The 23,274-nt window shown below is 56.0% G+C and carries 20 protein-coding genes; 8 read left to right on the top strand and 12 right to left on the bottom strand.

Annotated features, from left to right (window positions below; genetic code table 11):
* Positions 1 to 46: 46 nt before the first annotated feature.
* From mglB to folE, 4 genes are all read right to left on the bottom strand, one after another.
* A complete protein-coding gene (gene mglB / locus ACSEMK_RS08500; RefSeq protein WP_045391288.1) occupies positions 47 to 1,045 on the bottom strand; it encodes a galactose/glucose ABC transporter substrate-binding protein MglB in 999 nt (332 codons plus the stop codon).
* A 298-nt stretch (positions 1,046 to 1,343) separates the two neighbouring features.
* A complete protein-coding gene (gene galS / locus ACSEMK_RS08495; protein WP_015365710.1) occupies positions 1,344 to 2,366 on the bottom strand; it encodes an HTH-type transcriptional regulator GalS in 1,023 nt (340 codons plus the stop codon).
* Between the two features lie 155 nt (positions 2,367 to 2,521).
* Positions 2,522 to 3,679: a DUF418 domain-containing protein YeiB gene (gene yeiB, locus ACSEMK_RS08490; RefSeq protein WP_087860162.1), complete on the bottom strand. Its 1,158-nt coding sequence runs from the start codon at positions 3,677 to 3,679 to the stop codon at positions 2,522 to 2,524.
* A gap of 15 nt (positions 3,680 to 3,694) precedes the next feature.
* The gene (gene folE / locus ACSEMK_RS08485) at positions 3,695 to 4,363 is read right to left on the bottom strand and encodes a GTP cyclohydrolase I FolE (protein ID WP_015365708.1); all 669 of its coding nucleotides are present in this window, start codon (positions 4,361 to 4,363) and stop codon (positions 3,695 to 3,697) included.
* A 343-nt stretch (positions 4,364 to 4,706) separates the two neighbouring features.
* Here folE and fghA point away from each other — a divergent pair, with 343 nt between their 5' ends.
* Entirely contained in the window at positions 4,707 to 5,543 is an 837-nt protein-coding gene (gene fghA / locus ACSEMK_RS08480) for an S-formylglutathione hydrolase (RefSeq protein ID WP_430914769.1), read from the top strand.
* A 50-nt stretch (positions 5,544 to 5,593) separates the two neighbouring features.
* Here the strand turns inward: fghA and cirA are convergent, their stop codons facing one another.
* Positions 5,594 to 7,567, bottom strand: a complete 1,974-nt coding sequence (gene cirA / locus ACSEMK_RS08475; protein ID WP_045391307.1) for a catecholate siderophore receptor CirA — start codon at positions 7,565 to 7,567, stop codon at positions 5,594 to 5,596.
* A gap of 303 nt (positions 7,568 to 7,870) precedes the next feature.
* The gene (locus tag ACSEMK_RS08470) at positions 7,871 to 9,340 is read right to left on the bottom strand and encodes an amino acid permease (RefSeq protein ID WP_435336354.1); all 1,470 of its coding nucleotides are present in this window, start codon (positions 9,338 to 9,340) and stop codon (positions 7,871 to 7,873) included.
* A 215-nt stretch (positions 9,341 to 9,555) separates the two neighbouring features.
* On the opposite strand from ACSEMK_RS08470, the gene ACSEMK_RS08465 reads away from it, so the two are divergent.
* On the top strand, positions 9,556 to 10,017 hold the full coding sequence (locus ACSEMK_RS08465; protein WP_430914768.1) for a hypothetical protein: 462 nt from the start codon (positions 9,556 to 9,558) through the stop codon (positions 10,015 to 10,017).
* A 2-nt stretch (positions 10,018 to 10,019) separates the two neighbouring features.
* Positions 10,020 to 10,526: a hypothetical protein gene (locus ACSEMK_RS08460; RefSeq protein WP_271031707.1), complete on the top strand. Its 507-nt coding sequence runs from the start codon at positions 10,020 to 10,022 to the stop codon at positions 10,524 to 10,526.
* Here the strand turns inward: ACSEMK_RS08460 and yieE are convergent.
* Positions 10,504 to 11,370: a DNA-binding transcriptional regulator YeiE gene (gene yieE / locus ACSEMK_RS08455; RefSeq protein WP_087860155.1), complete on the bottom strand. Its 867-nt coding sequence runs from the start codon at positions 11,368 to 11,370 to the stop codon at positions 10,504 to 10,506. The genes ACSEMK_RS08460 and yieE overlap by 23 nt on opposite strands.
* A 303-nt stretch (positions 11,371 to 11,673) precedes the next feature.
* Between yieE and ACSEMK_RS08450 the strand changes: the two genes are divergently transcribed.
* On the top strand, positions 11,674 to 12,723 hold the full coding sequence (locus ACSEMK_RS08450) for a YeiH family protein (protein WP_113374360.1): 1,050 nt from the start codon (positions 11,674 to 11,676) through the stop codon (positions 12,721 to 12,723).
* A gap of 96 nt (positions 12,724 to 12,819) precedes the next feature.
* Complete coding sequence (gene nfo / locus ACSEMK_RS08445) at positions 12,820 to 13,674, top strand: deoxyribonuclease IV (RefSeq protein ID WP_113374359.1); 855 nt, start codon at positions 12,820 to 12,822, stop codon at positions 13,672 to 13,674.
* Between the two features lie 53 nt (positions 13,675 to 13,727).
* Here nfo and fruA read toward each other — a convergent pair whose 3' ends face one another.
* The 3 genes from fruA to fruB are packed head-to-tail and all read right to left on the bottom strand — an operon-like array spanning position 13,728 to position 17,508.
* Positions 13,728 to 15,422 (bottom strand): PTS fructose transporter subunit IIBC, encoded by a 1,695-nt coding sequence (gene fruA, locus ACSEMK_RS08440; RefSeq protein WP_435336351.1) that lies wholly within the window; start codon positions 15,420 to 15,422, stop codon positions 13,728 to 13,730.
* Between the two features lie 16 nt (positions 15,423 to 15,438).
* Positions 15,439 to 16,377 (bottom strand): 1-phosphofructokinase, encoded by a 939-nt coding sequence (gene fruK, locus ACSEMK_RS08435; protein WP_015365695.1) that lies wholly within the window; start codon positions 16,375 to 16,377, stop codon positions 15,439 to 15,441.
* A complete protein-coding gene (gene fruB / locus ACSEMK_RS08430) occupies positions 16,378 to 17,508 on the bottom strand; it encodes a fused PTS fructose transporter subunit IIA/HPr protein (RefSeq protein WP_087860153.1) in 1,131 nt (376 codons plus the stop codon). It lies immediately after the preceding gene.
* Between the two features lie 330 nt (positions 17,509 to 17,838).
* On the opposite strand from fruB, the gene setB reads away from it, so the two are divergent.
* The gene (gene setB, locus ACSEMK_RS08425) at positions 17,839 to 19,020 is read left to right on the top strand and encodes a sugar efflux transporter SetB (RefSeq protein ID WP_087860152.1); all 1,182 of its coding nucleotides are present in this window, start codon (positions 17,839 to 17,841) and stop codon (positions 19,018 to 19,020) included.
* Here the strand turns inward: setB and ACSEMK_RS08420 are convergent.
* On the bottom strand, positions 19,017 to 19,271 hold the full coding sequence (locus tag ACSEMK_RS08420; protein ID WP_015365691.1) for a YkgJ family cysteine cluster protein: 255 nt from the start codon (positions 19,269 to 19,271) through the stop codon (positions 19,017 to 19,019). The two genes, setB and ACSEMK_RS08420, sit on opposite strands and share 4 nt — an antisense overlap.
* 205 nt (positions 19,272 to 19,476) lie before the next feature.
* On the opposite strand from ACSEMK_RS08420, the gene yeiP reads away from it, so the two are divergent.
* The gene (yeiP, locus tag ACSEMK_RS08415; protein ID WP_015365690.1) at positions 19,477 to 20,049 is read left to right on the top strand and encodes an elongation factor P-like protein YeiP; all 573 of its coding nucleotides are present in this window, start codon (positions 19,477 to 19,479) and stop codon (positions 20,047 to 20,049) included.
* A 252-nt stretch (positions 20,050 to 20,301) separates the two neighbouring features.
* Here yeiP and uxuA read toward each other — a convergent pair whose 3' ends face one another.
* Positions 20,302 to 21,492, bottom strand: a complete 1,191-nt coding sequence (gene uxuA / locus ACSEMK_RS08410) for a mannonate dehydratase (protein ID WP_213794373.1) — start codon at positions 21,490 to 21,492, stop codon at positions 20,302 to 20,304.
* Positions 21,493 to 21,698: 206 nt separating this feature from the next.
* On the opposite strand from uxuA, the gene ACSEMK_RS08405 reads away from it, so the two are divergent.
* Positions 21,699 to 23,165, top strand: a complete 1,467-nt coding sequence (locus ACSEMK_RS08405) for a mannitol dehydrogenase family protein (RefSeq protein WP_430914767.1) — start codon at positions 21,699 to 21,701, stop codon at positions 23,163 to 23,165.
* Positions 23,166 to 23,274: the final 109 nt, after the last annotated feature.

The raw sequence follows: 23,274 nt of genomic DNA, 5'->3' as shown, positions 1-23,274 counted from the left end.
CAGGAATAATCGGGCGCGCTGAACGCGCCCGCAATGCATGTAAAACTTATTTACCGATAAACTGGCTGAGGTTGTCTTTATCGACGCCTACGTACGGTACGCGGACAATCTTATTCTCAATTTTCCAGTTGGTGCCAGCAGCGGGCTCTTTGCCGTCAGCCAGGTTCTTCGCCAGATCGAAAGTCGCTTTCGCCTGGTTATTGGCATCGTTCAGCACGGTACCGGCCATCGCGCCGGATTTCACCAGCGCCAGCGCTTCAGGCAGGGCATCGACGCCGAACACCGGAATGCTGCTCTTGTTATGCGCTTTCAGCGCTTCTACCGCGCCCATCGCCATCGCATCGTTGTTAGCGATGACCACTTCGATTTTGTTAGCGTTCGGGCCGGAGAGCCAGGCGTCCATTTTATCTTTCGCTTGCGCGGTATCCCACATGGCGGTATCTAACGCCAGTTGCTGAGTTTTAAGCCCTTTTTCATTCAGCTCTTTGATGACGTAGGAAGTACGCGCTTCGGCGTCCGGGTGGCCCGGCTCGCCTTTCAACAGGACAAACTGAATCTGACCATCTTTGTTCAGATCCCAGTTTGGGTTCGCTTTCCAGTGTTTGGCGATGAGATCGCCCTGGATAATCCCGGATTCTTTGGAGTCGGTACCTACATAGTAGGCTTTATCGTAGCTATCCAGCGCCTTGCGCGATGGCTCTTTGTTAAAGAACACCACCGGCACATTTTGCCCGCGCGCTTTGTCGATAACCGTACCCGCCGCCGCCGGGTCAACCAGGTTGATGGCCAGCGCCTTCACCCCCTTCGCCAGCAGCACGTCGATCTGATCGTTCTGTTTGGACTGATCGTTCTGCGAGTCATTCATCAGCAGTTTCACATCCGGCGCAGATTTGCCGTCTTTTTCGATAGCTTTACGCACGACGGACATGAAGTTGTCGTCATACTTGTAGATCGTAACGCCGATACGGGTATCCGCGGCATGCGCTGCGGCGCCGAAAAGCATGCCAGCCATGACGGCGGACAGAGCTAAGACCTTCTTATTCATGGAATCTCCGGTTTTATTATTTTGCATCGTTTTTTTTGGCGTGAAGATAGCTGGCGGGAGTTGTTACATTAGGGTTACCGCACAACGATATTCACAACGTTAATTCTGTCTTCCGTGTAGGGTAACGCTCCAGAAAAACGGCTTCATCAAGTGCCTAACCTATTGTTTAAGATGATGTTTAAACGCATCATCAGCACAGCCTGGTTCGGACTGGTCAACGCTGCCATCATAAACAGCGGAATGTTAATATACTGTGAATTTACTCACAGATTGAAAGCGGTTACATCGATTGATAGATTCAGTTAGTGATCGGCCCCACACTTTGCTTCTGCGTCACCGAATGGCGCCGCACCAGCGTAGGCATAAAACAGTGGCTGGCCTCACTATCGAGTTTTCCTGCCGCCCCTTGTAGCGCCAGTTCGGTAGCCAGTTTAGCCATCGACATAATGGGATAGCGCACCGTGGTCAGCTGCGGGTCGGTGTAACGGGAAATGGGAATGTCATCAAAACCAATCAGCGAGAGATGCTGCGGCACGGCAATGCCGTTATCCTTGAGGGTGGTGAGCGCGCCGGCAGCCATACTGTCGTTATAGGCAAACACCGCCGTCAGGCCTAAATTACGCCCCAGCAGTTCAACCATCGCCGCTTCGCCGCCCTGCATATCCGGCGAACCTGAGCCCACCCAGCTATCCGGCGCGATAATGCCCTGCTCCTGCAGCGCTTTACTCCACCCTTCACGGCGCAGTTCATCATCCTCAATGCCGTGATTGGAAGAGAGATAGCCAATCCGCTGATGGCCGTGATTGAGCAGCATTCGCGTAGCCATTAGCGCGCCGCTGACGTTATCGAGACCCACGCAGCGGTGCGCGAAACCCGGCACAATGCGGTTTATCAGCACCATGCCCGGAATATGCTGCATAAAGTCGCCAAGTTCGGCATCGCTTAACGCTTTCGAATGCACGATAAGCGCCGAACAGCGCTGGCGAATCAGCACCTCAATGGCGTTACGCTCTTTTTCAGCTTCATGGTAGCTGTTGCCGATTAGCACATATTTCTGATGCTGCTGCGCGACGGTATCCACCGCTTTCACCAGCGCGCCGAAAAAGGCGTCTGACACATCCATCACCACCACGCCAATGGTATCGCTAACCTGGGTCGCCAGCGCCTGGGCATTGGCATTCGGCCGATAGCCCAGTTGCGCGACCGCCTTCATCACTGCCTCCCGGGTATCCGGGCTCACCAGCGCGCTGTTATTCAGCACCCGCGAAACCGTTGCTACCGAAACCCCCGCCTGACGGGCGACATCACGAATGGTGATCATACATACCCGCCTTTATCGCATTGCAATACGTCACACCCACCTCCTGTGTTCAGCAAGGTGGCTATTCTGGCAGCGACGCGCGCCGCGCTACGTGAGTGAGGTCACACCGCTGGAAACGGTTACATCCATTTTGTTAATGATTGTGATCGAGATCGTTATACAGATGTATCTCTGGATGATGTCCCTGAGGCTCTCAGGGTTAACTGTCGCCATAGCCACTCAACGGGCCCCTGGCGGAAATGACGCAGCCAAAACTGCGAGAAGAGGAGATTAACGGCCCACACCGCCGGCACAAAGGCCAACAGCTGAAAACGGTCAAATTTCATAAACAGGCCGAGATGATAGAACAGCGTGGTGCAGATCAGGGTTTGCAGTAAATAGTTACTGAGCGCCATCCGCCCAACGCAGGCAATCGCCCCGACCAGACGAAAGCGGCATAATTGCGGCCAGAATCCCCACGCCAGCGCGGCATAGCCAATGGTTTGTAACGGCGCGCCAAGTTCACGCGGCGCCTGCAGCAGAAAACCACACCAGCGGTAGTCCCATTGCAAGTACCACTGCGCGGCGATGGCCGGCACATTTACCATCATTCCGGTAATAATCAGCACAGCCCCGACGCGGCGGTAGTGACTAAGGCTAAACTGCCCTTTCAACCAGCCGCAGCGCATCAGCGCCGCGCCCATTAGCATCATCCCCGCCAGCTGCCAGCCGTACTGCACGCCAAGCGCCACCAGGTTATCGGACAGCATATCCGCGCGATTGCTCACCGCCTCCATACCGCCTTTGAGCTTCCAGAACTGCTCATACTGCACATTCGCGGCATCGGGCACCCATGACCGACTGGCGCCGTTGCCGGAAATTAATCCCAACAATACCAGCACCGCAATACCGATGAGATAAAGCACTACGCCGGTATTAAATAGCGATTTAACGTGATGGGCATCGCGTACCATGCGCCAGGCAATTAGCCCCACCAACGCATAGGCCAGCAGAATATCGCCGTCCCAGAAAAAAAGACCGTGAATAAAACCAAGTAGGGCAAGCAGCGTTAGCCGCGACTGGATCCAGCGTTTACCGCGTACCAGCAGCATTTGCAATCCGGCGCCGAACAGCAGAGCAAACAGGGTGAGGAATTTTACCTGCGCAAACAGATCGAGGATTGCCCAGCTCCAGGCGTCGCTCGGCGAAATACTCCCGGCCCAGGCCGGATTAAGATAGGCCGCCTTCGGCAAGCCGAAGGCGGTGATATTCAGTAGCAGAATGCCGAGGATGGCGACGCCGCGAACGAAGTCCAGCGTGACGTTTCTCTCCATGCACCCTGCTCCGAATTAATTGTGGTGACGTACGGCGCGCAGGAACTCCTGGCGGGTATTCTGGCTGGATTTAAACAGACCGCCAAGCGAAGTGGTGGTCGTGGCGCTGGTCGCATCGCGGATGCCGCGCGCTTTCACGCAGTAATGCACCGCATCAATGGATACCGCGACGTTACTGGTACCGAGCAGAGTCTGCAGCGCGGTAAGGATCTGCTGCGTCAGGCGCTCCTGCACCTGTGGACGCTGGGCAAAGAACTGCACGATGCGGTTAATTTTCGACAGGCCGATTACCGAATCTTTCGGGATATAAGCAACGGTCGCTTTGCCGTCAATCGTCACAAAGTGATGTTCACAGGTACTGGTCAGCGTGATATCGCGAACCGTCACCATCTCGTCAACTTTCATTTTGTTTTCAATAACGGTGATTTTCGGGAATCTGGCGTAATCCAGACCGGAGAAAATCTCATCAACGTACATTTTTGCGATGCGATGCGGAGTCTCCATCAGGCTGTCGTCACTGAGATCAAGATTCAGCAGTTGCATAATCTCAGTCATGTGCCCGGCGATCAGACGCTTGCGCGTTTCATTATCAATTTCTTGTACTGGCGGACGCAGCGGCGTCTCCAGCCCACGAGCGACCAGCGCTTCATGAACGAGTATGGCTTCTTTACTCAATGATGACATTTAGGTTCTCCTGCAGGTGTGGCGCTCTTTGCTCTTCTGAGGGCAAAGTTTGCACTCATTGTGCGTGAGGTGGCGCACATAATCCAGTAGCCGTCACGATAATTATTGAAATTGGCGCAACCTTTCATTTTTACCGCTGCGGTTGGACGTTGTCGATGCGCCACGCCAGCGAGCCCCGCCGCTACCGCGCGCAATCATAAGTACTGTAGATGTTCAGAGATGTTCTTTATAACTCGTATTAATGATGCAATAGCTTTGCGCGACGGGAAAGTGAAAGTTACTCACCGGTTAATGAAATATCTGTATTATTAAGCATTACACATAGATACCCGAGGAGCCCTGGATGGAACTGCTTGAAGAACATCGCTGTTACGAGGGTCGGCAGCAGCGCTGGCGTCATCACTCCAGTACCCTGAACTGTGCGATGACGTTTAGCATTTTTTTACCGCCGACGACGGAAACCGCCCCACCGCCGGTGCTGTACTGGCTATCCGGTTTGACCTGCAATGACGAAAACTTCACCACTAAGGCCGGCGCTCAGCGGATAGCCGCCGAACTTGGTATCGCGCTGGTGATGCCCGACACCAGCCCGCGCGGCGATGACGTCGCCGATGATGCCGGTTACGATCTCGGTAAAGGCGCAGGTTTTTACCTCAACGCCACTCAGGCGCCGTGGGCGGCCCATTTTCGCATGTATGACTACCTGCGCGATGAGCTGCCGCAGTTGATTAACCGCCAGTTTCAGGTCGCCGACCGTTGCGCCATCAGCGGCCACTCGATGGGCGGCCACGGCGCGCTCATCATGGCGCTGAAAAACCCAGGGCGCTTTACCAGCGTCTCGGCCTTCGCGCCGATCGTCAACCCATGCAAAGTTCCGTGGGGACAAAAAGCGTTCAGCGCTTATCTGGGCGATGATGAAGCGACCTGGCCGGAGTGGGACAGCTGCGCGCTGATGCAGGCAAGCCAGGCCGGGGATGCCATTCCGACCTTAATTGACCAGGGTGACGCCGACCAGTTTCTCGGTACCCAGCTGCAGCCCGCGGTCCTTGCAGAGGTGGCGCGACAGAAACAGTGGCCGCTGAGCCTGCGTATCCAGCCCGGCTACGACCACAGCTACTATTTCATTGCCACCTTTATAGAAGATCATCTGCGCTTCCATGCGCAGTTCCTGCTGAAGTAGTTTCAGCCGCGACTCTCTGCGGGCGATTTACATCGCCCGGTTCATCGCTATCAGAAGCGGTAATCGACGGCCATAAAGTAGCGACGGCCATCTTCGGTATAGCTGTAATCGTCGCGGTTCAGATCTTTGTCGCCGACGTTGAGCACGCCGGAGCGCAGTTTCACGTTTTTACTGACCTGCCACGCGGCGCCGATATCGAACATGGTATAACCGCCTGGGGTTTTACCCGTCGCGCTTACCGCTCGCTGCTCGCCGGTATAGTTGGCCGTGACATAGAAAGACCAATCCTCCAGCGGTTTCCAGTCGAGTGTACCGTTAGCGGTATGGAACGGCAGCGTCTGTAGCGGTTTATTGCCGCCGTTGCTCAGATCGCGACCATCGTTATAGGTATAGTTGACCGTCAGTTTCCACTCTTCGCCAAACGGAACCTTCACTTCGGTCTCCACGCCTTTAATCCGCGCTTTGTTGACGTTGAAGTAGCGGAATACCGGCACGCGCTTACCGTTCACGGTCTTCCAGCCGACGAAGTTCGGGTAACCCGGCGCCTCGCTGGCGCTGGAGGTGCGCAGGATGTCGATCATATCGTCAACGTTGTTCTGGAAGGCGGTCACGCTGCCTTCAACACCTTCCAGCCAGCCCTCTTCACCGCTGTAATACAGACCAAGCTCAAAGCTTTCGCTGGTTTCCGGCTTCAGATTCGGGTTACCGATAATGCTGCAGCTACCGCGACAGGAGTTGGTGGTCCAGTCCGGGTTCAATTGCAGCAGCGACGGCGCTTTAAAGGCCGTAGCCCAACCGCCTTTCACGGTCACGGTATCGGTGGCGTTATAGACCAGGTACGCACGCGGGCTCCAGTGATCGCCGTAGGTTTGGTGATCGTCCATACGGATGCCGGTGGTCAGCGCCAGCGGTTCAAAGATCCGCCACTCATCTTCGAGGAACAGCGCGTACTGGCTGGCGGAAGTCGATTTGCCGCCGCTGCTCAGGTTTACCGGATCTTTGAGTTTATCGTGGCGCCATTCACCGCCGAGGGTGACGATCTGGTTGATCATACCCAGCGGCATCACATATTTACCATCGACCGCATTACTCTCAGAAGTAATAGTGCCCGCCTGCCCTGGATTTTTGTTATCCACTTTCTCGCCGTAGAATTTCACTTCGCTATTGCCGACATCCCAGCGCCCGTTATGGGTCAAAGAGTAGTTCTGACGTTCGAGGCGGTTTTTGTCGAGCGAGTCTGAATCGCGATCCTGGCGATCGAAACCGTAGCCGGCGGTAATGTCCTGGTTCTCCGTTGGCGTCCAGGCGAACTCAACGTTGCCGTCGCGGCTGGTAAAACCTTCAATGCGCGGCGTTTCGCCCGCGGCGTTACTGGAAGATTGTTGATCGTCTTTACTGCGTTTCGCCAGGCTGCCGTAGGCTTTCATGCCCAACACGCCGTCAATCAGCGGACCGCTGGTGAAGAACTGGCCGTTGTAAGTGTCACCGCGATCGCGGTGTTCCTGAATGGTGGCATCGCTGCTGAGGGTACCGGTCCATTTCTGGCCGATTTTTTTGGTAATGATGTTGACCACGCCGCCGAGCGCGTCGGAACCGTACAGGGAAGACATCGGGCCGCGCACTACTTCAATCCGCTCGATGGAGTCCACCGGGATCCAGTTAAGATCGAAATCGTTATGGCGGAAGACAGCATTACGCGAGTTCACCCGTTTGCCATCGATGAGAATCAGCGTATAGCTGCTACTCAGGCCGCGAATACTCACGCCCTTACGGTTATCCCCTTCGTTGGTGAGCTGAACGCCAGGCACATCGCGCAGCACGTCCTTCAGGTTCTGCACCGGCTTACGCTGCAAGTCCTGTTGGGTGATAACGCTGATACTGGCGGGGGCATCTTTGACGCTCTGTTCAGTCGCCGCGGCGGTGACAACCAGCGTTTCGTCATCATTTGCGGCCAGCGCCGGAAATGCCAATGCTACGACGGACGCGCACAGTCCCGCCCGGGCAAAAGGGTTTAACCTGAACATACCAAATCTCCATGAGGTCAACTACAAATCAAACAAAGGGTGCAGCTTGCACATCTTGTCGACACGCGGCTCTGGCGGCCGCGTGCAAATTTTTTACAGTCGATGTGGCTGGTCACCCCTTGCCTTTCGTTGTTGAGCGGCAAGATAGGGAGATTGGCTTCATCCTGAATTTTCCGAAATGATAAGGATAATGATTACAATTATCAATAAAATTATGAAGAAGTGTGTCCGTTTGTAAGCCTTGCAGGCATAAAAAAAGCCCTCTTTAAAAGAGGGCTTTATCGAAAGCGGTAAAGAGTGGAATTAGCCTTTAAAGCGTTCCGGGAACTTCATTTCGCTGTAGCGCACGAAGCGGGTACCTTTCACCAGCTTGTAACCAAACCAGATAACCAGGAATAGCGGAATGCCGATGTAGGTCGCCGCCACGCCGCCCCAATCAATGGTGTCCTTGAGGAAGGCTTCGTAGTTCTGGCCAAGGGTGATGATAAGGCACAGTACGAAAGCGAAGATCGGCTCCAGCGGGAAGAAGCCGGAACGGTACGGCAGGTTATTGATATCATTACCCTGCAACACGTAGCCACGACGGAAACGGTAGTGGCTGATCGCAATACCCAACCAGGCGATAAAGCCGGTCATCCCGGAGGTATTCAGCAGCCACAGATAAACCGTCTGGTTGCCGAACATCGAGGTCAGGAAGCACAGCGCCGCAATCACGGTAGTCGCATACAGCGCATTGCGCGGTACGCCGCCTCTCGACAGCTTCGAGAAAATGCGCGGCGCTTTGCCGTCGCACGCCAGGGTATACAACATACGCGTAGAGGCGTACATCCCGGAGTTACCCGCCGACAGCACCGCCGTCAGGATAACCGCGTTCATGATCGCCGCCGCAGAGAGCAGACCGGCGTGCTCGAATACCAGAGTGAACGGGCTAACGGAAATATCTTTAACGTCGTTACGCAGCAGGCTCGGATCGGTATACGGGATGATCAGGCTGATAATCAAAATCGCGAAGACATAGAACAGCAGGATACGCCAGAACACCTGACGCACCGCGCGCGGAATGTTCTTCTCCGGGTTTTCCGATTCGCCTGCGGCAATACCGATGAGCTCGGTGCCCTGGAAGGAGAAACCGACAATCATCGCCACGCCGATCATCGCCGCAAAGCCGCCGGCAAACGGCGCGTCATCAATGCCCCAGTTGCTCCAGCCCGCCGGCGTCGTGCCTTCGAAGATGCCAAAAATCATCATGATGCCGACGATGATAAAGATAATCACGGTGGCAACTTTAATCAGCGAGAACCAGTACTCCGCTTCGCCGAAGCCGCGTACCGAGATCCAGTTCAACAGGAACATGATACCAAGGAACAGCGCGCTCCAGATCCAGCCGGGGGTATCCGGGAACCAGTAGCTCATCACCAGCTGCGAGGCAACGAGGTCAACGGCGATAGTCACCGCCCAGTTGTACCAGTAGTTCCAGCCCAGCGCGAAGCCAAAGCCTTCTTCTACGTAGTTCTGACCGTAGGTGGCAAAGGAGCCTGAAACCGGCATAAACGCCGCCAGCTCGCCGAGACTCGTCATCAGGAAATATACCATCAGACCGATCAGAATGTAGGAAAGCAGCGCGCCGCCGGGGCCTGCCTGTGAAATTGTTGCGCCAGAGGCAACGAAAAGACCTGTACCGATGGAACCGCCAATAGCGATCATGGTCAAGTGGCGCGCTTTTAGCTCGCGGCGGAGCGTGGGCGCTTCTGTGGTTTTAGTTTCCGAAACCATGTGAAAATGCTATCCATCCAAAAAATGAGGCGCGATTGTAGCAGACGATCGTCCGTCCATCCGGTACAAATGCAAAGTTATAAGAGAGCTTCATGATCTGACACAAATTATTAGTAAAGCAGTAATCCTGCATTGGCGCATAAAAAAACAGACAAAAAATCGTAGCTTACGGCAAAATAACGCGAGGATTGTCACAATGCTGAAGGAGTCAGCTTATGGTTTCCCCCACTCGTCGCAGTCTGGCCCCCGATGCCTTTCTGCTGCTGGCGATTTTCTGCCTGTATCTATTCGTTATTGGCCTGTACACCAGTATCACGGTGCTGGAACACTGGTTGCGGCTGCCGAATTACCTGACCGATAACAGGGAGACTTTTCTTGTCGGCGCGCTTCCTCTTGCGATTGCGGGCCTGCTGGGGCTACTGGCGGGCGTCGGAGTGAAAAAGCGGCTGATGGTTCGGCTGTGCAAAGTTTTCTGCGCCTTTTCTCTTATCTATGTTGCGGCTTTCGCATGGCTGGACTGGCGCACGATGGACCACTACCGGGATAACCCGCAATACGGCGTGTGCAAGCAATACAGCAAACACACCATTTATATGTACGTATGGAACAGCGACTGGTGCGACTATTTCGGCAGAAGGGTGCAACACCCCTCTCCCATTGCTAATCGGGAGAACTAGCCGTGAAGAAACCAACAAAAGTCACCAATGCTAAACCACAAACCACTCGCGCACAGCGAATCTGGCAACAGCTGATCGCAGGATTTATTTTGCCCGCATTAGGGATTTACGCGCTCTATTTAGCAACCGACTATCTGCCGTTACTGAAATTGCGCGGTTGGCCAGACTTCGCCTCCATTTCCTTACTGAAGGCTAATTTTACCGGCTCCGCGCTGCTCTTTTTTTCATTCGCCTGGCGGATGCGCAGAGTGCTGCATGGTAAGACGGTCGATGGAAGTTATGAAAATCGCCTGCTGACGGCTATCGCCGGATTTACGCTGGTGCTGCTGATCGTCATCAACAGCGCCATTTTTACCTTACATTTTACAGTATACAGCTCGCCGCACTACATTCGCTGCTGGGAACCCGTTCCCATGGGCAGCTGGCATTATGCCAGAACCCCAGAGATCTGCGTGCGGCACGGCTACGCGCCAATAAGGGATACAGCTACACCTCGCAGTAACGGATAAAACGCTGCAGTGCCTTGGAAACGTGCTTTTGCCGATGGCGAATACGCCACAACGTGCGCGTCAGGCGCGGCAGCGGCAGCTTGAGCTCCACCAGCGTTCCGGCTGCCAGCTGTTCAGCAATTACCCGCCGCGACAAGCAACTAATGCCTAACCCATGACGGACCGCATGTTTAATGGCCTCTGAGTTGCCAAGCTCCATGCCTAACTGGAACGCGGGCAGATGCGATAACAGCACGTAGTCGACGATTTCCCGCGTGCCGGAGCCATGCTCGCGAAGGATCCACTGTGCTTCCGCCAGCCGTTGCAGCGTCAATTCGCCTTCGAGGAATGGAGAATCAGGGGCGGCGAACACCACCAGTTCATCTTCAATCCACGGCTCGGCGATAATATCCGCCGCGTGGCACGGGCCTTCAATCAGGCCAATATCGACGCGCAGATCGCTGACCGCATTAATCACGTCCTGGCTGTTGCCGACGCTCAGTTCCAGCGGCAGTTCGGGGAAATCGCGGCGGTAGCGGGCGATGATTTCCGGCAGAATATAGTTGCCAATGGTGCTACTGGCATAAACGCGGATAGCGCCATTATCGCCACGGAACAGCTGTTCTATCTCCCCGGCGCGCTCCAGCAGCGCAAGCGCGCGCGGATAGAGCAAACGCCCGTGCTCGTTGACCACCAGCCGTTTGCCGACGCGGTCAAACAGCTGGACGCCAAGTTGCCCCTCTAGTTCGGTCAGAGCCGCGCTCACCGCCGACTGCGACAGCGCCAGCATCTGTGACGCCTGAGTCGTTGACCCGCTTTTCAAAACCTCAGCAAAAACTTCCAGTTGCCGTAGCGTGATATGCATAACTCACCTGTTTATTAGCCCAATCTGGATAACCGTCAACGCTATGGTGACATAAATCATCAGGGCTGTGGCCTGAAGGATGAAGGGTTTAACCCAAAATCATTCGTGCTGCAGGAAGGCGGCAAGTGAGCGAATCCCCAGGAGCTTACATCAGTAAGTGACTGGGGTGAGTAAACGTAGCCAACACACCTGCAGCGCGAAGGATGAAGGGTTTATCACTTATTCCGATAGATTATAAATATATAATCAATTTTATTTTTAAACCAGTCAGTCGTATTCTTTGCCCAGACAAAGGAGAAGGTTATGACAGCACTCACTTTACCCACTAAACATCGCACCCTGTGGCATTTCGTCCCAGGCCTGGCGCTGACCGCCGCGTTGACCGGCGCCGCCCTGTGGGCAGGCAGTTTCCCTGCAATCGCCGGCGCGGGCTTCAGCGCGCTAACGCTGGCTATCTTGTTCGGCATGGTGGTCGGTAACACCGTTTATCCCAAAATTTGGCAGTCCTGCGACGGCGGGGTGATTTTCGCCAAGCAGTATCTGCTGCGCCTGGGGATCATTCTTTATGGTTTTCGTCTGACGTTTGCCCAGATTGCTGACGTCGGCGTCAGCGGGATCCTGATTGACGTGCTGACGCTGTCCAGCACCTTCTTTATCGCCTGTTTCCTCGGGCAGAAGGTTTTCGGGCTCGATAAACACACCAGCTGGCTTATCGGCGCCGGTAGCAGCATCTGCGGCGCCGCGGCGGTTCTGGCCACCGAGCCGGTCGTCAAAGCCGAAGCCAGTAAAGTGACGGTCGCCGTGGCGACAGTGGTTATCTTCGGTACTATCGCCATCTTCCTCTACCCGGCGATGTATCCGCTGCTGGCGCACTGGTTCACTCCGGAAACTTACGGCATCTATATGGGCTCCACCATGCATGAAGTCGCCCAGGTCGTTGCCGCCGGTCACGCGGTTAGCCCGGATGCCGAAAATGCCGCGGTTATCGCCAAAATGCTGCGCGTGATGATGCTGGCTCCGTTCCTGCTGTTCATCGCCGCTCGTGTAAAACAGCTGGCGCCAGCCGGTAACGGCGAAAAGAGCAAAATCACCATTCCGTGGTTTGCCATCCTGTTTATTCTGGTGGCGGTGTTTAACTCCTTCCATCTGCTGCCAAAAGCCGTAGTCGATATGCTGGTCACCCTCGATACCGTACTGCTGGCGATGGCAATGGCCGCGCTGGGCTTAACCACCCACGTCAGCGCGCTGAAAAAAGCCGGTGCGAAGCCGCTGCTGATGGCGCTGGTACTGTTCGTCTGGCTAATTGTTGGCGGCGCCGCGATTAACTTCGCTATCCACCACCTGATTGGTTAAACAGTAAGTTTCCTCATCGATATTCATTCATTGCTGTAACTCTCCGGTTAAGCCGCTATCATTACCCTCCCCCCAGCGGCTTAACTGGAGTTTTTTATGAAATACATTGGAGCGCACGTTAGCGCCTCCGGCGGGTTGGCCAATGCCGCCATCCGCGCCGCCGAAATCGAAGCGACCGCATTCGCCCTGTTCACCAAAAATCAGCGTCAATGGCGCGCCGCGCCGCTCACCGACGAAGCGATTGCCGAATTCAAAGCCGCCTGCGAAAAATATCACTTCGGCCCGGGGCAGATCCTGCCGCACGACAGCTACCTCATTAACCTCGGTCATCCGGTCGAAGAAGCGCTGGAGAAATCTCGCGAGGCGTTTATCGATGAATTAACCCGCTGCCAGCGGTTGGGATTAACGCTGCTCAACTTCCATCCGGGCAGCCACCTGCAGCAGATCCCGGAAGATGAATGCCTGGCGCGTATCGCTGAATCCATCAACATCGCGCTGGCGAAAACCGAAGGCGTGACCGCGGTTATCGAAAATACCGCCGGCCAGGGCAGCAATCTCGGGTTTAAATTTGAACATCTGGCCGCCATCATTGACGGCGTTGAGGACAAATCCCGCGTTGGCGTCTGCATTGATACCTGCCACGCTTTCGCCGCCGGTTATGACCTACGCAGCGCGGAGGAGTGTGAAAAGACCTTTGCCGAATTCGAACGAATCGTCGGCTTCCAGTATCTGCGCGGCATGCATCTGAATGATGCCAAAAGCGCTTTTGGCAGCCGCGTCGACCGTCACCATAGCCTGGGTGAAGGCAATATCGGCCATGATGCTTTTCGTTGGATCATGCAGGATAACCGTTTCGATGGTATCCCGCTGATTCTGGAAACCATTAACCCGGATATCTGGGCGGAAGAAATTGCCTGGCTGCGGGCGCAGCAGACCGCCGAAGTGGCCTGAATTCAGGAACAAAAAAAGGGCCGATGAATCGGCCCTTTTCTATTGCGCTGATATTACGCCGCTTTTTCAACTTCCGCTGCCGGCGCTTCCGGGCGCTTCAGCACCGCGTAAGAGAGACCCGCGACCAGCGTACCGGCAATAATCGCCAGCAGATAACCCAGCACCGGAGTGATGGCGCCAGGGATCAGCAGGACGAACAGACCGCCGTGCGGCGCCATCAGTTTCGCGCCTACCGCCATCGAGATAGCGCCGGTCACCGCGCCGCCAACGATACAGCAAGGCAGTACGCGCATCGGGTCACGTGCGGCGAATGGAATCGCCCCTTCGGTGATAAAGCACAGCCCCAGAACCAGCGCCGCTTTACCGCCTTCACGCTGCGATTTATCGAACTTGTTACGAGCAATCAGCGTTGCCAGGCCAAGCGCCAGCGGTGGCACCATACCGGCCGCCATGATCGCCGCCATCGGCGCATAGGTTTGGGTACTCAACAGACCCACACCGAAAGCATAAGCCGCTTTGTTCACCGGCCCGCCCATATCGGTACACATCATACCGCCGAGGATCGCGCCCAGCAGCACCGCGTTCGCCGTCCCCATGGTTTGCAGCCAGTGGGTCAGCCAGGCCAGGATACCCGCCACCGGTTTGCCAATCAGGTAGATCATTGCCAGGCCGACAATCAGGCTGGAAATCAGCGGAATGATCAGAATCGGCTTCAACGCTTCCATACTCTGCGGCAGCTTCAGCTTGGTGCTGATTAACTTCGCCACATAACCGGCAAGGAAACCGGCGATAATACCGCCGATAAAGCCGGAGCCGCCGCTGACGGCCAGCATACCGCCGATAAGACCAGGCGTCAGACCCGGACGGTCAGCGATGGAGAAAGCGATAAAGCCCGCCAGTACCGGCACCATCAGCGCAAAGGCTGAACCGCCGCCGATTTGCATCAGCGCCGCCGCCATGGTGTCTTTCACTTCAAACGCTTTAATACCAAACGCGAACGACAGCGCGATACACAGCCCGCCCGCGACCACCATCGGCAGCATGTAGGATACGCCGGTCAGCAGGTGACGATAGGCGCCAGCCGACTCTTTTTTACCTTCACCGGACGCCTGCGGTTTGCCGGATGGCTGGTACGGCTTCGCTTCCGCAACGGCTTTATCCAGCTCCTGCGCGGTTTTCTTCAGCGCCAGGCCGGTGGTGGTGCGATACATCGGTTTACCGGCGAACTTCGCCAGATCGACTTCAATGTCGGCGGCGACGATGACCAGATCCGCCTGCTCCACCTCTTCCGGAGTAATGGCATTACCCGCCCCCACGGAGCCACGGGTTTCCACTTTCACCCACCAGCCGCGTTTTTTGGCTTCGGTTTCGATGGCTTCCGCCGCCATAAAGGTATGAGCAACGCCGGTCGGACAAGCGGTAACGGCGACAATACGTTTCTGCCCCTGAGCGGCGGCCGGAACGGCTACCGCCGCTGGCGCAACGTACGGCTTAGCGTGGTCTTTCCCTTCGCCGAGGAACAATTCCGGATGAGCGACTGCACGGTTAATATCGCCCAGATAGACGTTTTTACCGTTCAGCGCGCTGTCAGCCGGCAGCGCGGTTCCCAGCACGATGGCCAGTTCAGCATCGTTCGGGTTATCAATCAGCTCAAGGTGCGCTTTCTGCGCCGCGGCGCTGAGCAGGGTCTTCGCCATGTAGGCGCGAGCCTGTCCAAGCCCGGCATCAATAATCAGCAGCGTTTTCATTATGCCTCTCCTGCTGTCAATTAAAGGGTTGTAAGTCGACGCGCGCCATCATTGCGGCCAACTGGGTACGATCGGTAATGCCAACGTTGCTCTGGCTAACGGCCAGGGCGGCGACGGCGGTAGCCAGGCGCAGGGTATGCTCGCTGGATTCACGCATCAGCAGGCCGTAAATCAGGCCGCCGACCATCGAATCACCGGCGCCTACGGTGCTGACAACCTCGACTGAAGGCGGTTTGGCAATCCATTCGCCGGAGGCGTTAACCCACAGCGCGCCCTCTTCGCCCAGCGAAATCACCACGTGGGCAATACCTTGCTCGCGCAGCGCATGGGCGGCGTCGATGACATCTTTCATCTCCGGCAGCTTGCGGCCAGCCCAGATTTCCAGCTCGCGGCGGTTTGGTTTTACCAGCCACGGCGCGGCTTTCAGTCCGGCGACCAGCGCTTCTCGGCTACTATCGAAAATAATGCACGGGCACTGGCTGCGCAGGCGCGTCATCCAATCGGTAAAAGCTTCCGGACTCACGCCGGACGGCAGGCTGCCGCTGACGCAAACCATATCGAACTGCCCCAGCCAGCTCAGAGAATCATTAACGAAACGCTCCCAATCCGCCGGAGTCACTTCAAAACCGGAGAAGTTGAAATCGGTCACTTCGCCGTCTTTTTCCGTCAGCTTGACGTTGATACGGGTACGCCCCTGCACCACCTGGAAGCGGTTGGCGATGCCCAGCTCGCTGAACAGCTGCTGGAAGCCATCCTGGTTATCTTTACCGAGGAAGCCGCCGACGGTGACGTCGATGCCGAGATCTTTCAGCACCTTCGCCACGTTGATACCTTTACCTGCCGCATGCAGGCCGGTGGTACGTACCAGGTTCACTTCGCCACGTTCGATTTCCGGGGTGAAGCCCACCAGGTCGTACGCCGGATTTAAAGTAATTGTTGCTACACGTCTGCTCATTTATGCGCCCTCCCCAAGGCCTGCGGCGATCGCTTCGCCAATCGCATCCAGCGCTTGTTGCGCATCTTCACCCTGCGCGGTAAAACGCAGACGGTGACCTTTTTTCACGCCCAGCGCCACGACCTTCATCAGGCTGCGGCCATTGGCCGGCTTGCCGGAACCGTCGAGGTTGGTGACGGTAATGTCGCTGGAGAATTGTTTAATCGTATTAACCAGCATCGTGCCCGGACGCGCGTGCAGCCCGTGCTCGTTGCGTACTACAAATTCAGCATTCAGCACGTCTTCAGCAATGGCGTCGTCGCTGGTCAGCAACGCCAGCAGCGTGGCGGCGTCGGCTTTCAGCAGATGCTCCGCTTTTTTATCAATGAGCAGATTGCTCAGGCGATTAAGCACCGCGGTCGGCTGCTCATCGGCCATCGCGACGGTGATCAGCAGCGCTACCGGCTGCCCATCAGCGGTAAAGGCATTGGCAGCGCGACTCACGGCAACGGCGCTGCGCAGGTTGCCTTGCGCACAATCGTTCAACCAGATCCCCTGGCCCAGATTGAGCGGCGCATCGTTAATGGTACGGCTGACGAAGTCGGCGTTTACCGCCCCCGCCTCTTTCAGCCGCGCGGCGTTCAGCGCCTGCAGCGTCAGCAGATCGTTGGCGACCACGTCCAGGCTCAACGTTTCGTTGTCGAGCTTCAGCGCTTCGCTTTGCTTTTCACCCATCAGCAGAGCCCGCAGATCTTCTGCGGTGGTGACGGTTCTCAGCTGTTCAGCCACCGAGTCGTCGCTCAGGACGTGCGTCAACTGACGCAGCAGACCGAGATGCTCGTCGGAGCTGGCGGCAATACCGATCGCCACATAAGCGGTTTGCCCTTCTCCCCAGGTCACGCCCTGCGGGAACTGATACACCTGGACACCGGTTTTCAGAACCTGGTCGCGGGTATCGGTGGTGCCGTGCGGGATGGCGATGCCGTTGCCGAGGAAAGTGGAGGTCTGCTGCTCGCGGGCAAGCATACCGTTAACGTAGCCGTCAGCCACATTACCCGCGCTAACCAGCGCGCCAGCAATCTGACGTATTGCCTCTTCTTTATTCGCGGCCTGCTGGCCGGGATGGATATCCTGTACAGATAACTGGAACATAGTTCTCCTCTCCGCTGAATTGAATCGTTTCAGCTAACATGAGAAAAAATACGCCACCCGATGACTGGATAATACTCTGATGACGCTGAAACGTTTCAATGAGTCTGTACCTTTCTTGCACACTGCGCAAGTAAACTCCGAAGACTGATAACAGAATTTAGAGATACCGCACATTTTTGCTGAAGTTAATGGTGAAGTACTCCGCGAGCTTCAGCTTTTTGCTGAACGACATAATTTGAAACGCCTTTTTAATTTTTCGTGCCATACCACTATTTATTTTATGGGTGTCGGCGTAAACTTCGCCTCTCCTGAAACCAACGATATTCCAGCATGCAAAACAGTAGCGCCGCCCTTCCCCGCCGCGGGTTTGACCTGACATCCTCAGCCTTTTTAATTGTCGCCTTCCTGACCGGGATCGCTGGCGCTTTACAAACCCCGACCCTGAGCCTGTTTCTGACCAACGAGGTGCACGTGCGCCCGGCAATGGTCGGCTTCTTTTTTACCGGCAGCGCGGTCATCGGCATTCTGGTAAGCCAGTTTCTTGCCGGGCGTTCGGATCGTAAAGGCGATCGCAAGCAGCTGATTGTCGCCTGCTGCCTGCTGGGGGTGCTGGCCTGCGTGCTGTTCGCCTGGAACCGCAACTACTTTATTCTGCTGTTCGTCGGCGTCTTTCTCAGTAGTTTTGGCTCTACCGCCAACCCGCAAATGTTCGCCCTCGCCCGCGAACACGCGGACAAAACCGGGCGCGAGGCGGTGATGTTCAGCTCCATTCTGCGCGCGCAGGTATCGCTGGCGTGGGTGATCGGCCCGCCGCTGGCCTACGCGCTGGCAATGGGTTTTGGTTTTACCGTGATGTATCTCAGCGCCGCCGTGGCGTTCATCGTCTGTGCGCTGATGGTCTGGTTCTTCCTGCCCAGCATGCGTAAAGAGAGCAAAACCGCCGGTGCTCATCTTGAAGCGCCGCGCACCAACCGCCGCGACGCGCTGCTGCTGTTCAGCATCTGTACGTTAATGTGGGGCACCAACAGCCTCTATATCATTAATATGCCGCTGTTTATCATTAATGAATTGCATCTGCCGGAGAAACTGGCCGGGCTGATGATGGGGACCGCCGCCGGGCTGGAAATCCCCACCATGCTGATTGCCGGTTATTACGCGAAACGCTTTGGTAAGCGCTTGCTGATGCGCATTGCCGCGCTTGCCGGGCTGTTGTTTTATGTCGGTATGCTGACTGTCCATACTCCAGCCCTGCTGCTGGGGATGCAGGCGCTGAACGCGATTTACATCGGGATCCTGGCCGGCATCGGTATGCTCTATTTTCAGGATCTGATGCCGGGTCAGGCGGGCGCGGCGACCACGCTGTATACCAATACCACGCGCGTCGGCTGGATCATCGCCGGCTCGCTGGCGGGCGTCGTCGCGGAAATCTGGAGCTATCACGCGGTGTTCTGGATTGCGCTAATGATGGGAATTATCGCCCAGGTCTGCCTGTGGCGTATTAAAGACGTTTAGGGCGCGGTCAGCGCTTCGAGATGAATGAGATAAGCCATCGCCTGCTGACGCGTGCTGCCGCACATTTCCGCGGCCGGCTGTAAACCTGCACAGACTTTAGGGCGCAGCGGCGAGGCAAAAATCTTGCAGCGCAGATGTTCATCCAGCTGCACGCATGGGGTGTTGGCCGGCTTGCCGTCAGGCATTCCGGGAATGGGGCTTGAGATGGACGGCGCGGTGCAACAGGCTCCGCAGTCCGGGCGACATTCCATACCTGACTCCTTAATGAGTGGGAGGCGGACAGTAGCAAAATATCGGCTATCAGGAAAGCTGAAGCTGGCGATACGGCTTTTTCAGCAGCGCCGCTCGAAGATTTGCCGGGAGATAGCAAAAGTCGCGAATTCCGCTTGCCTGAAAGGCCCGGCGCGAGTAGTTTTACGCGATATTTTTGACCCTTTAAGTGACAGGATTACTGCAATGCCAAGAGCGAATGAAATTAAAAAAGGTATGGTGCTGAATTACAACGGCAAACTGCTGATTGTTAAAAATATTGATATTCAGTCGCCAAGCGCCCGTGGCGCAGCAACGCTGTACAAAATGCGTTTTTCCGACGTGCGTACCGGCCTGAAAGTAGAAGAGCGTTTTAAGGGCGACGACATCGTCGATACCGTGACCCTGACCCGTCGTTTCGTTGACTTCTCCTACGTCGATGGCAACGAATACGTGTTCATGGATAAAGAAGACTATACCCCGTATACCTTCACCAAAGAGCAGATCGAAGAAGAGCTGCAGTTTATCCCTGAAGGCGGCATGCCGGATATGCAGGTTCTGACCTGGGATGGCCAGCTGTTGGCGCTGGAACTGCCGCAGACCGTTGACCTGGAAATCGTAGAAACCGCGCCGGGCATTAAAGGCGCCTCCGCCAGCTCGCGCACCAAACCGGCCACCATGAGCACCGGGCTGGTGATTCAGGTTCCGGAATACCTGACCAGCGGCGAGAAAATCCGCATTCATATCGAAGAGTGCCGCTATATGGGCCGCGCGGACTAACCTACCGCCTCTGACGGTTGCCCTGCCCAGCGTCGCGCAGGCCGGACTCTTCCCGGATAGCGACGCTGCGCGCCTTATCCGGGCTACACAACCCGCGACGTTCGGTAGTTCGGTAGCCCGGCTAAGCGTAGCGCAGGCCGGGGAATGTCCCGGATGGCGGCGCTGCGCTCCTTATCCAGGCTACTCGCTGCCAGTATCTGGCACAAAAAAGGACAACCACCGGTTGTCCTTTTTCTTTACCCTACACCCCGATTACAGCAGCTCAGGGTATTTGGTCATCTTCAGCGCCAGCTCAACGCCTCGCACTTCCGCCATGCCTTTCAGGCGGCCAATCGCCGAATAACCGGGATTAGTTTTCTTACGCAGATCGTCAAGCATCTGATGGCCGTGATCCGGACGGAACGGAATCGGGCGCAGATCGCCGGCTTTCTTACGACGCAGCTCTTCGCTGAGGATCGCATTGACCACCGCCACCATATTGACGTCGCCATTCAGATGCGCCGCCTCGTGGAAGGTTTTAGGATTCTCTTCACGGCAGGTAGAACGCAAATGGGTAAAGTGGATACGATCGCCGAAGGTTTCCACCATCTTCACCAGATCGTTATCGGCGCGCACGCCGTAGGATCCAGTACACATGGTAAAGCCGTTATAAATGCTGTCTACCGTCTCTTTCAACCACTGCATATCGTCGATCGTCGACACGATACGCGGCAGGCCGAGGATCGGACGCGGCGGATCGTCCGGGTGAACCGCCAGACGCACGCCGACTTCTTCGCACACCGGCACAATCGCCCGCAGGAAGTAAGCCATGTTCTCACGCAGCTGCGCTTTATCGATGTGGTCATACTCCGCCAGACGAGCGCGGAACTGATCGAGGGTATAGCCCTCTTCCGCTCCCGGCAGGCCAGCGATGATATTGCGGGTCAGCTTGTCGATATCCGCCTCGCTCATCGCCTTAAAGTAAACTTCAGCCTGCTGCTGTTCTTCAGCGCTGTAGTCAGCTTCGGCGCCCGGACGTTTAAGGATGTGCAGTTCAAAAGCGGCGAAAGCAATCTGGTCAAAACGCAGCGCTTTGGAGCCATCGGCCAGCTGATATTCCAGATCGGTACGCGTCCAGTCCAGAATCGGCATGAAGTTATAGCACACGGTATCAATACCGCAGGCCGCCAGATTGCGGATGCTCTGCTGGTAGTTGGCAATCCACGTCTCATATTGCCCGCTGTGGGTTTTGATATCTTCATGAACCGGGATACTTTCAACCACCGACCAGCTCAGGCCTTTTTCCGCCAGCAGCGCTAAACGCTGCTGAATCTCTTCAACCGGCCAGACCTGACCATTAGGAATGTGATGCAACGCGGTCACGACGCCCGTGGCGCCCGCCTGGCGCACATCATCAAGCGATACCGGATCGTTCGGTCCATACCAACGCCAGGTTTGCTCCATCGCAATGCCCTCTTTAAGTTGTTATACCAATAATGTGAAACCTTATGGCGACTACCATACATGCTTCTGCTGAATGGTCAATTTCGCCCGTATCATTGATTGATCCAGCTCACACTAAGCGGATAAATTCGGCTTACCAATTTAAATTGCTGTCATATAACTTTACACTACCTCATGTTAATCATTGGTTAATCAGGTGTATAAAAATGACAATTATCGCTACCGCCGCGCTACCCGCAAGCGTACAACTTCCGCAGTACGATCGCCGCCAATTGCGCTCGCGTATCGTACATTTGGGTTTTGGCGCGTTTCACCGCGCGCATCAGGCGCTGCTGACCGACCGGGTACTTAACGCCAGCGGCGGCGACTGGGGAATTTGTGAAATCAGCCTGTTCAGCGGCGATAAGCTGATGAGCCAACTGCGTGCGCAGGACCACCTGTTTACGGTGCTGGAAAAAGGCGCTGAGGGGAACCAGCCGATCGTGGTTGGCGCAGTACATGAATGCCTGAATGCCAGACTTGATTCTCTGGCAGCGATTATCGAAAAATTTTGCGAACCGCAGGTGGCTATCGTTTCGCTGACGATCACCGAGAAAGGTTATTGCATCGATCCGGCGACCGGTAAACTGGATCCAACCCAGCCGCGCATCGTTAACGATCTGGAAAACCCGACGCTTCCGCAGTCGGCTCCCGGTATTTTAGTTGAAGCGCTCAATCGCCGCCGCGAACGCGGACTCGCCCCTTTTACCGTTCTCTCCTGCGACAATATTCCCGACAATGGTCACGTCGTGAAAAACGCCGTCCTCGGTATGGCGGAGAAACGAAGCCAGGAGTTGGCAAGCTGGATTGCTGAACATGTCAGCTTCCCCGGCACCATGGTTGACCGCATCGTCCCGGCCGCCACCGAAGAATCTTTGGCGGAGATTGCCTCCGTGCTGGGCGTTGAAGATCCCTGCGCCATCAGCTGCGAACCGTTTATTCAATGGGTGGTGGAAGACAATTTTGTCGCCGGACGCCCGGTCTGGGAAACGGCGGGGGTACAGATGACCCGCGACGTCCTGCCGTGGGAACAAATGAAACTACGGATGCTCAACGGTAGCCACTCCTTCCTCGCCTGGCTGGGCTACCTGGCGGGGCACGCGCACGTTAGCGACTGCATGCAGGATGATGTTTTCCGCCATGCCGCCCGCCGCCTGATGCTGGATGAACAAGCGCCAACGCTATCGATTACCGGCGTGGATTTAGTCGCCTATGCCGACAGCCTGATAACGCGCTTCGCCAATCCGGCGTTAAAGCATCGTACCTGGCAAATCGCCATGGACGGCAGCCAAAAGCTGCCGCAGAGGATGCTCGATAGTATTCGCGTTCATCTGGCAAACGGCAGCCGCTGGCCGCTGCTGGCGCTGGGCGTGGCTGGCTGGATGCGTTATGTAAGCGGCGTCGACGACGCCGGGCAGGCCATTGACGTGCGCGACCCGCTGGTCGACAAAATCAAACAGTTGGTTGGCGCCAGCCAGCAAGAAGAGCGCGTCAGCGCCCTGCTCAGTCTGGAAGAGATATTTGGCAAGGATCTGCCGGGCAATCCGCAGTTTGTTGCCGACGTCACTGCAGCCTGGCATCAGTTGGTTAAATCAGGCGCCCGCGAAGCCGTGGCTAAGGCGCTGCGTAATTAACAATTTCTGCTGTTTAGCGGACAGAATGCTTTTCTGTCCGCAGTATCCCTTCTCTTTTTCCCCTTTTTTCGTCAGGATAGTCGCAACTGTTACAACATTACATTTCTGT

Origin of the sequence: Klebsiella sp. K-3 (assembly GCF_051207495.1) — a bacterium.
In the GTDB taxonomy this organism is placed as follows: Bacteria; Pseudomonadota; Gammaproteobacteria; order Enterobacterales; family Enterobacteriaceae; genus Klebsiella; species Klebsiella aerogenes.
Note: the sequence above shows the minus strand (reverse complement) of the source record. Positions and strands in the feature narration are given on the sequence as shown.